Origin of the sequence: Humidesulfovibrio sp. (genome assembly GCF_035560995.1) — a bacterium.
GTDB lineage: Bacteria > Desulfobacterota > Desulfovibrionia > Desulfovibrionales > Desulfovibrionaceae > Humidesulfovibrio.
This window is the reverse complement of the sequence record NZ_DATMYK010000293.1, coordinates 1-8,241: the sequence shown is the minus strand read 5'-3', so window position 1 is coordinate 8,241 and position 8,241 is coordinate 1. Positions and strand designations below refer to the sequence as shown.

Sequence of the window (8,241 nt, the reverse complement as noted above, 5' to 3'; positions counted from 1 at the left end):
ACCTTGTCCAGGCCCACGGCCACCCGGCCGGAAATCTCCACCGGGGGACCCGCGGGTTCCGGCTCGGCCTTGGTCGCGGTCTTTTTGGCCTGCGCGGCCTGCGCCGTGGGGGCCGTGGCCAGGGGGGAAAGCAAGGCGGCGGCGATGAGGGCGGTCAGAAAGACGGGCGTGCAGGCGGACGTGACAAGGCGGCGCATATGGGCTCCGGCGGCCGCTTTGGGGTGCATTGTTCGCTGTGCGCCCCGCACGGCGGTTTGGCCCACCCAAGCACAAACACGGAGGGGAGTCTAGATATTTTGTAGGCTTTGGCGCAGTGCGCGCAACGCCTTTCCCACCTGACCGGGAGGAATCGTCCGCCCTTGCGCGTGCCTGTCTTTTGGCCTATCCTCCGCACCGACGCACGAAAGCAATGGTGCACGCATACAAGCACCTGGAGGGATGTTCGCATGACCGTCATTCACACTGTTCGCAAAGCAATTACCGTCCTGGGCCTCATGGCCGCTTTGGCCGTTCTGGCCGCCTGTTCCTCAAACACCGTGGTGCCGCTGCGCTATCAGCCCTCCACGCCGCAGGGCGCACCCACCTGCTCACAGACCATCACCCTGTTGCCCTTTGCCGATAAGCGCGCCGACACCATCACCATCGGCACCCTGGGCGAAGGCAAACGCTTCTATGCCGAGAACGACGTGGCCGAGTGGGTCAGCTGGGCCATGTTTGAAGAGCTGAAGGCCCGCGGCTGCGACGTGAAGTACCGCGAGAAGACCGACACCACGCCCAGCAAGGGCTACGTCGTGTCCGGCTCCTTCGATACCGTGAACGTGGACAGCGGGGCCACCCTCATGGCCAAGGCCAAGCTGCGCATCCGCGTGAAGGTGGAGAAGGACGGCCAGTTCGTGGTCGAGCAGATCTACACCGGCGAACGCGAAAACCTGGGCCTGACCTACGTGGACGCGGCGCAGAAGGTGCTGTCCTCCACCTTGCTGTACCTGCTGCAGGACGCCGCCACGGATGTGGTCAAGGCGACCAAGTAACGGCGAGTGCTGAACAAGGGCGCAAACCCCCAATTGCGTCCGGAAGGGGCCGCCTGCGGCGGGACGACAGCGTCTCCACCGTGGGCGGCCCTGTCGCTTCCAGCATTGACCGTTCTATTTTTGTCCCTGTTTTTTCTGATAAGTCTGCTTTCGGCCGGGCCTTCCCGCGCCCAGTCCCCGGCCCCTGTTTCAGACGCCCCAGCCTTGCTGGTGGTCTGCCCGGACGACGCCCCTCCCTACAGCTTCCGTGACGCGCAAGGCCAAGCCGCGGGAATCCTGCCGGAGTTCTGGCGTCTTTTCGCGCGCAACACAGGCCAGCGCGTGGAACTGCTGCTGGCTCCCGGCGCGGAAGCCCTGCTTCTGGTGGAGCAGGGCCGGGCCGACGTGCACGCTGGCCTGGTCCTGTCCGAGATTCCGGAGCCCGGAAACGGTTCCGGACTGGTGGAGCGCTTCGCCTGGACACGGCCGCTGCTGGACCAGGGCATCGGCGTTTTCTCCAAGGCCGAAGCGGCCGCCCAACTGGCCGCAGATGGCGGCAGGCGGCTGGAGACGGCCCGAATGGCAGCCGGGCTTGTGACGGCGGACAACGCCACCGCGCGTTTTCTGGCCGCTTCCTTCCCGGCCTTGCAGCAGCGGGAATACCCGGACCTGGACAGCCTGGCTGCGGCCCTGGCCCTGGATCAGGTGCGTGTGGCAGTCGGCCCCGTGCCCGCCATGGAGCACCGGCTGCGGGCCTTGGGCCCGCCGGAGCGCTTTACCCTGCTGCGCCGCTTCCCTGGCGGAGCCCTGCGCGCCGTCGTGCGCGGGGCGGACCAGGCCCTCCTGGCCAGACTGAACGCCGGGTTCGAGTCCATGAACCCGGCGGAAATACGCGCGCTGGAGCGGCCTCAGGGCGAGAACGCCCTTTCCCTGCCGCCCTGGTTGCCGGGCCTTGCCGCCGGGCTTGCGCTGCTGGGCGCAAGCCTTCTGGTGCTCGCCCGGGCGCGGCGCTTGCGCCGCGCGGCCGAGGCGCGCAGCCGCGAGACCGACCTGCTGCGCGACAACCTCCTGGCCGAGATGGCCCGCCACCGCAAGACCCAGGATCTGCTCACCTCGGCCATCGACCAGTCGCCCTCGGGCATCATCATCGCCCATGAGGACAATACCGCGCCCCTGGTGTTCAACTCCGAGGCCCTGCGCATCCTCGGGCTGGAGAGCGCCCCGACCTTGATCGCCGCCACGGAGGGCACGCCTTGGCGGGTCTATGAGGCCAGCGGAAAATATGTGCCCCTTGAGGACCAGCCCATAGTGGCCGCCTTGCGGCGCGGGCAGACCACCGAGGGCGTAGAGTACCGCATCGTGTTCCCGGACGGCACCGAGCGTTGGGTGCTGACCAACGCCGCGCCCGTTCGCGACGCCCAGGGCCGCGTGCGCGCCGGGGTGGCCGTGTTTCAGGACACGACCAACACGCGCCAGGCCGAACGTGAACTGGCCCGCTTCAAGTTCTTCATCGACGCTGGCGTGGAGGAGATCTACCTCACCCGGCCCAACGGAACCGTCGCCTACGTCAACGAGGCAGTGGCGCGCAGCCTGGGCTACCCCCGCCAGGAGCTCCTCGACGTGCCCATGAGCGACCTGGACCCCGCCTACACGCCCGACGAGGTCTTCCGCCTGCACCAGCGCGTGCGCCAGAGTCCCTGCAGCTTCGAAACCGTGCAGCGCACCCGCGACGGCCGGCCGGTGTTGAAGGAGATCAAGGCCTTCTACATGCGCTTCGGCGACGAGGAGTATATTTGCGCCTTCGGCCGCGACATCACGGAAAAGAAGCGGCTGGAGCAGGAGCTGGAGCGCACCCGCGCCCTGTTCCGGGCCTCCCTTGAGCAGGCGCCCTGGGGCATCGTCATCGGCGATGCGGCCACGGGCCGGGTGAGCATCGCCAACAACGCCGCCGCCAGCATGCTCGGCGTGGAGCCTGAAATCCTGGTGGGCATGGACGTGAACGGCCATCTGCCCATCTGGCGCTTCGAGGACGAAGGCGGAGAGGTGGTGACCCCCGGCGAGACGCCCCTTTCCCGCGCGTTGATGACCGGCGAATGCACCCGCGACCAGGAGGTGCGCTTCTTTCTCGCCGATGGCGGCTCGGGCGGTCCCCTCGGGCCGGAGCGCTGGCTTCTGGCCAACGCCAGCCCCGTGCGCGCGGGCGATGGCAGCATCCAGGCGGGCATCATGGTCATGGCCGACATCAGCGCCCGCAAACGCATGGAGCAGCAGCTGGTGTTCAAGGCCCTGCACGACTCCCTCACCGGGCTGCCCAACCGCGCCCTGTGTCTGGAGCGCATCCAGCAGGCCCTGGACCGTTCGCGCCGCGACGAGCTGCCCTTTGCCGTGGCCTTTGCCGATCTGGACCGCTTCAAGATGCTGAACGACAGCCTGGGCCACTCGTTTGGCGACCACGTGCTGGTGGAGGCCGCGCGCAGGCTGGCGCAGGGCCTGGCCGACAAGGGCGGCGTGTGCCGCTTCGGCGGCGACGAATTCGTGCTTCTCGTGGACCGGGCCGAGAGCGCAGACGACGCCCAGGCCGCGCTTGCCGAGGCCTTGCGGGCCCTTTCCCGGCCCATGAACGTGGAAGGCCAGGAGGTGCGCCTGACCGCCAGCGTGGGCGTGGTGCTGGGGCCCGCCGAAGAAGGCGTGGCGGCCGAGCATGTGCTGCAGAACGCCGATCTGGCCATGCACCGCGCCAAGGACTCCGGCCGGGACCGCGTGCGCCTGTTTCATCCGGGCATGCTGCGCCGCGCCCAGGAACTGCTGGCCCTGGACGCGGACATGCGCCGGGGACTGGAGCGGGACGAGTTCCTGGTCTACTACCAGCCCATCATGAGCGCCGACGGCGCGCGCATGCTTGGCGTGGAGGCCCTGGCCCGCTGGCAAAGCCCCACGCGCGGACTGGTCACGCCCCATGCCTTCATCTCCCACGCGGAGGAGTCCGGGCTCATCGTGCCCCTGGGCGAGCAGGTGCTGCGTCTGGCCTGCAGGCAAATGACCTCCCTGCGCAAGCGCTTCGCCGCCGCGCGCCGCCTCACCCTGGCGGTGAACCTCTCGGCCCGGCAGTTCGCCCAGCCGGACATCGTGGACACCGTGCGCCAGGTGCTGCGCGAAACCGGCCTGCCCCCGGCCCTGCTCAAGCTGGAGCTCACGGAATCCACTCTCATGGGCGACCCGGAGACCGCGCTTTCGGCCATGCGCAGACTCAAAGCCCTGGGCGTTTCGCTCGCCATCGACGACTTCGGCACCGGCTATTCCTCTCTGGCCTACCTGCAGCGCTTCCCCGTTGACCTGCTCAAGATCGACCGCTCCTTCGTGCGCGACCTGCCGCGCGAGGACGCGGACAGCCGCGCCCTGGTCGGGGCCATCGCCGCCCTGGCGGGCAGCCTGCGCCTGAGCATGGTGGCCGAGGGCGTGGAGACCCGCGAGCAGCTGGACCTGCTGGTGGCCCTGGGCTGCGAGGCCGTGCAGGGCTTCTATTTCCATCCGCCCCTGTCCGAGGCGGAACTGGCCGGGCTGCTGGCCCGGGACGAGGCCGCGCGGGACGAGTAGGCCGCCGGTCCGCGCCGGGCGATCGGCCGCCCTTGACGCTCGGCCGCCTGCTGGGTATCTCTCGCGAAGCACATCCTTTTTCCCCAAGAGGTGTTTTTTGAACAGCAGCATTCTGGATAGTGTTCCCCTGGTTGCCGGCGAGAGCCGCGGCCAGTAGGAACCCCAAGGCGTAAGCCTCCCGCCCGCCGGGAGCCTTGCGCTTGCGGGGCGTCCTGCCCCATCCGCACCCGACTGGCCCGGCATCCCGGCCAGCCTCCTCTTCTCTCGTCCGGCAACCTGCCCGCACGGCGCATTCCGCGCCGTTGACCGGCCACATGCACGCCATGGCGCCGCGCTTGTCCTCCGTCCGCATCCGCAGGCGGGGACCGGCAGCCGCGCCCTGGTTGTCCCTGGACGCATTGGGGCCCGCTCCGGCGGGCCGTTCTGGAGAGAAGACAATGGATTTGAACGCAATGGGTTTTTGCGCCTGGTTCGCCGAGCGCGCCGCCGAACTGGATCTGAATGGCTGCGATCTGGCGCGCGTATGCGCCGTGGACCGGGGTTCCTGCCGCATTCTCAGCGAAGCGGGAGAGGTTCCGGCGGAGCTGTCCGGCAAGCTGTCCTTTCACATCGAAAGCCCGGAGGAACTGCCCTGCGTGGGCGACTGGGTGGGGGCCCGCCATTACGACGGCGGCGCGGCGGCCATCATCCACCACGTGCTGCCGCGCAGGAGCTTCCTGCGGCGCAGGACGCCCGGCGCGTCCGCGCGGTATCAGATGATCGCCGCCAATGTGGACGCGGCCCTCATCGTGCAATCCGGCCAGCACGACTTCAACCCGGCCCGGCTGGAGCGCTACCTGGTGGCCGCGGCGGACGGCCGGGTGGAGCCGGTGGTGCTCTTGACCAAGACGGACCTGCTGGCCCCGGAGGAGACGGAACGCAGCCTCGAGGTCATCCGCTCCGTCACCGGCGCACGCGCCCTGGCCGTGAGCTGCGTCACGGGGGAGGGGCTCGGCGCCTTGCGGCAAGCTCTTGCCCCCGGCAGAACCTGCTGCCTTCTCGGCTCCTCTGGCGCGGGCAAAACAACGCTCCTGAACCGGCTGCTGGGCCGCGAGGCCTTTGAGACGGGTGGCTTGAGCGGCACGGGCGAGGGCACCCACACCACCACGCGCCGCCAGCTCGTCACCCTGGACCAGGGCGCGCTTTTGATCGACACGCCGGGCATGCGCGAATTCGGTCTCATGGGAGCGGAGGGCGGCCTGGAACTGGAGTTCGCGGATATCGCGGCTCATGCCGCTCTGTGCCGTTACGCCGATTGCACCCATCTGGACGAACCCGGCTGCGCCGTGCGCGCCGCCGTGGAGGGCGGAGAGATCGCCCCGGCGCGCTATGCGGGTTACCTCAAGCTCAGGAAGGAGTCGGAGCACCATGCGTTGTCGCGCCTGGAGAAGCGGCGCAAGGACAAGGCCTTCGGCCGGATGGTGCGGGAGGTGAAGAAGGGGCTGAAGCGCTGAGGCGTCGAAGCGCGCGGCCACGGCTAAAAAAAAGGCCCCCGGGACTTGCGTCCAGGGGGCCTTCGTCTGCGCTTGCTTGGCCGTTACTGTGCGTAAACCTTCAGGCTTTCGCCCGCGCGCAGCTCGGTGCCCTTGATCTTGTTCCAGCCTTTGAGGGCCTCGGCCGTGACGCCGAACTTCTTGGACAGGGAATAGACAGTATCGCCCTGGCGCACGGTGTAGCGGGTCACCTGCTCGCGCGCCTTGGCGGCCTGCACGCGGGTCTTCTTGGTGGCCTGGTCCGAGGCGTCGGGGATGTTCAGTTTCATGCCGGGCTTGATGGCTTTGCTGCTGGGCAGGCCGTTGGCCTCCACCAGGGTTTTGACGCTGACCTTGTACTTTTTGCTGATGGACCAGGCCGTGTCGGCCTTGCCCACTTCATAGTTGGCGCGGGAGGCGGCGATCTTGCGCGTCTTCTTCAGGCCCTCGGGCATGGCCTCGCCCACGCTGCTCTGCGGCACCATGATGCACTGGCCGGGCTTCATGGCCTGGGCGCCCGCGCCGTTGATCTGGGAGATCACTTCCTGGGGCACGCGGTAGCGTTTGGCCAGGGTGCGCAGGTTGTCGCCCTTCTGCACCGTGTGGGCGATGAAGCCCGCGTGGGGCAGGATGCTGGGGTTCTGCAGATAGGCCAGCATGGGCTGGGTCTTGTCCTTGGGGATGCTGACGGTGACGTTGCGGTCCGGCGGGCTCACCTGGCGGCGAAAGGCCGGGTTCAGCGAATGGAATTCTTCCCAGCTCATGCCGCCCGACTTGGCCAGGGCCAGCAGGTCGGTGCCGCCGGGAACCTGCACGGTCTCAAGCTTGGGCGCGGCGCCCCAGTTCACGGGCTCGAAGCCGAGGGCCTCCAGGTTCTGGAAGATCTTGGTGATGGCCACGAACTTGGGCACGTAGTGCTGGGTCTCGGTTTTGAGGCGCATGGCGCGGTTCAGGCGGTCGTTCTGGCTCACCAAGTCGAGGAAGTCCTCGGCGTTGGTCATCTCCAGCGCGCGGGAGATCTTGCCCTCGCCCGCGTTGTACGCGGCCAGCGCCAGATACCAGTCGCCGAACATGTCGTTCAGGAAGGACAGATACTTGGCCGCGGCCTCGGTGGAAAGCTTGGGGTCGCGGCGTTCGTCGATCCACCAGTCCACGGTGAGGCCGTACTTGCGGCCGGTGTAGGGCATGAATTGCCACATGCCGCCCGCGCCGGCCCAGGAGTAAGCGTTGCAGTTGTAGCCGGACTCCGCGAAGGGCAGCATGGCCAGATCCTGGGGCAGGCCGTTGCGCAGCAGGCTTTCGCGCACGTGGGGCAGGTGCGCCTCGGAGCGCTTGAGCCAGCGGGCGAAGGTCTCGCGCGCGGGGCCGGTGTAGTAGGCGAAGTAGCGTTCCACTTCCTGGGAGTCGAAAAGGTCGAGGTCGAAGTCCAGGCCGGACTTCTGGCCCAGGATGCGGCGCTGTTCCTCGGTGAGCTGCGGGGTTTGCGGCAGCGGGCCGGTGACTTCAGGCTCGAGCAGGGTGCCGGTCTGGCCAGGGGTCAGGGGCACGGCGGAGAGTTCGGGTTCGAGGTCGACGTCGTTGTCGAGCACCGGGGTGCGGCTGCCCGGTGGGTTCATGCCGCGGCTTTGGGCGGCCAGCAGCCCGCTTTTGACGGGGGCCACGCCTGCGGCCTGGCGCTGGGAATCCGGGGCCTGGGCCTTGACAGGACCTGCGTTGTCGATATTCATGGCCGAGCACGACCAGAGCGACGCCAGCAGACAGAGGCTGCCTAGTGTGGTCAAGGATAATCGCATAAGATTCTTCATCAATATTCGTTCCTCCGGTCGGCGGCGCGGGTGGAGAAGGACTCCTGGGGACTGACGGGCGGCTGGAAAGCGGCCAAGCCCCGTGCGCCGATAGTTGGATACGTAAAAAGACACCATACCCTACACCCGAACTTTTCGTCTGGCAAGCTTGTGCAAAAGTGCCGGAAGAACCCTGGAGGTTCCCATGACTGATTCCAAGAAACCCTCGCGCCCCAAGGGCCCCCGCAGCGGCGGCAAGCCCGGCGGCCCCGGCAAGTCCGGCTCCGGCAAATCAGGTTCCGGCAAGTCCGGTTCCGGTTCGGGCTGGTCCACCAGCAAGCC

General features: G+C 68.0%; 5 protein-coding genes. 3 read left to right on the top strand and 2 right to left on the bottom strand.

The annotated features are described in order from the left end of the window. The coding region (locus VN419_RS11400; RefSeq protein ID WP_325647350.1) for a hypothetical protein at positions 1–197 on the bottom strand (197 nt) is incomplete at its 3' end. A gap of 249 nt (positions 198–446) precedes the next feature. On the opposite strand from VN419_RS11400, the gene VN419_RS11395 reads away from it, so the two are divergent. The 3 genes from VN419_RS11395 to rsgA all read left to right on the top strand — a co-directional run bounded on the left by VN419_RS11395 (position 447) and on the right by rsgA (position 6,097). Further along, positions 447–1,031 carry a hypothetical protein gene (locus VN419_RS11395; protein WP_325647349.1) on the top strand — a complete coding sequence of 195 codons (585 nt, stop codon included), beginning with the start codon at positions 447–449 and terminating at the stop codon, positions 1,029–1,031. 210 nt (positions 1,032–1,241) lie between these two features. Beyond that, a complete protein-coding gene (locus VN419_RS11390) occupies positions 1,242–4,604 on the top strand; it encodes an EAL domain-containing protein (RefSeq protein WP_325647351.1) in 3,363 nt (1,120 codons plus the stop codon). A 437-nt stretch (positions 4,605–5,041) separates the two neighbouring features. After that, the gene (gene rsgA, locus VN419_RS11385) at positions 5,042–6,097 is read left to right on the top strand and encodes a ribosome small subunit-dependent GTPase A (protein WP_325647348.1); all 1,056 of its coding nucleotides are present in this window, start codon (positions 5,042–5,044) and stop codon (positions 6,095–6,097) included. Positions 6,098–6,180: 83 nt separating this feature from the next. Here the strand turns inward: rsgA and VN419_RS11380 are convergent, their stop codons facing one another. After that, on the bottom strand, positions 6,181–7,896 hold the full coding sequence (locus tag VN419_RS11380; protein WP_325647347.1) for a LysM peptidoglycan-binding domain-containing protein: 1,716 nt from the start codon (positions 7,894–7,896) through the stop codon (positions 6,181–6,183). Positions 7,897–8,241 lie beyond the last annotated feature (345 nt).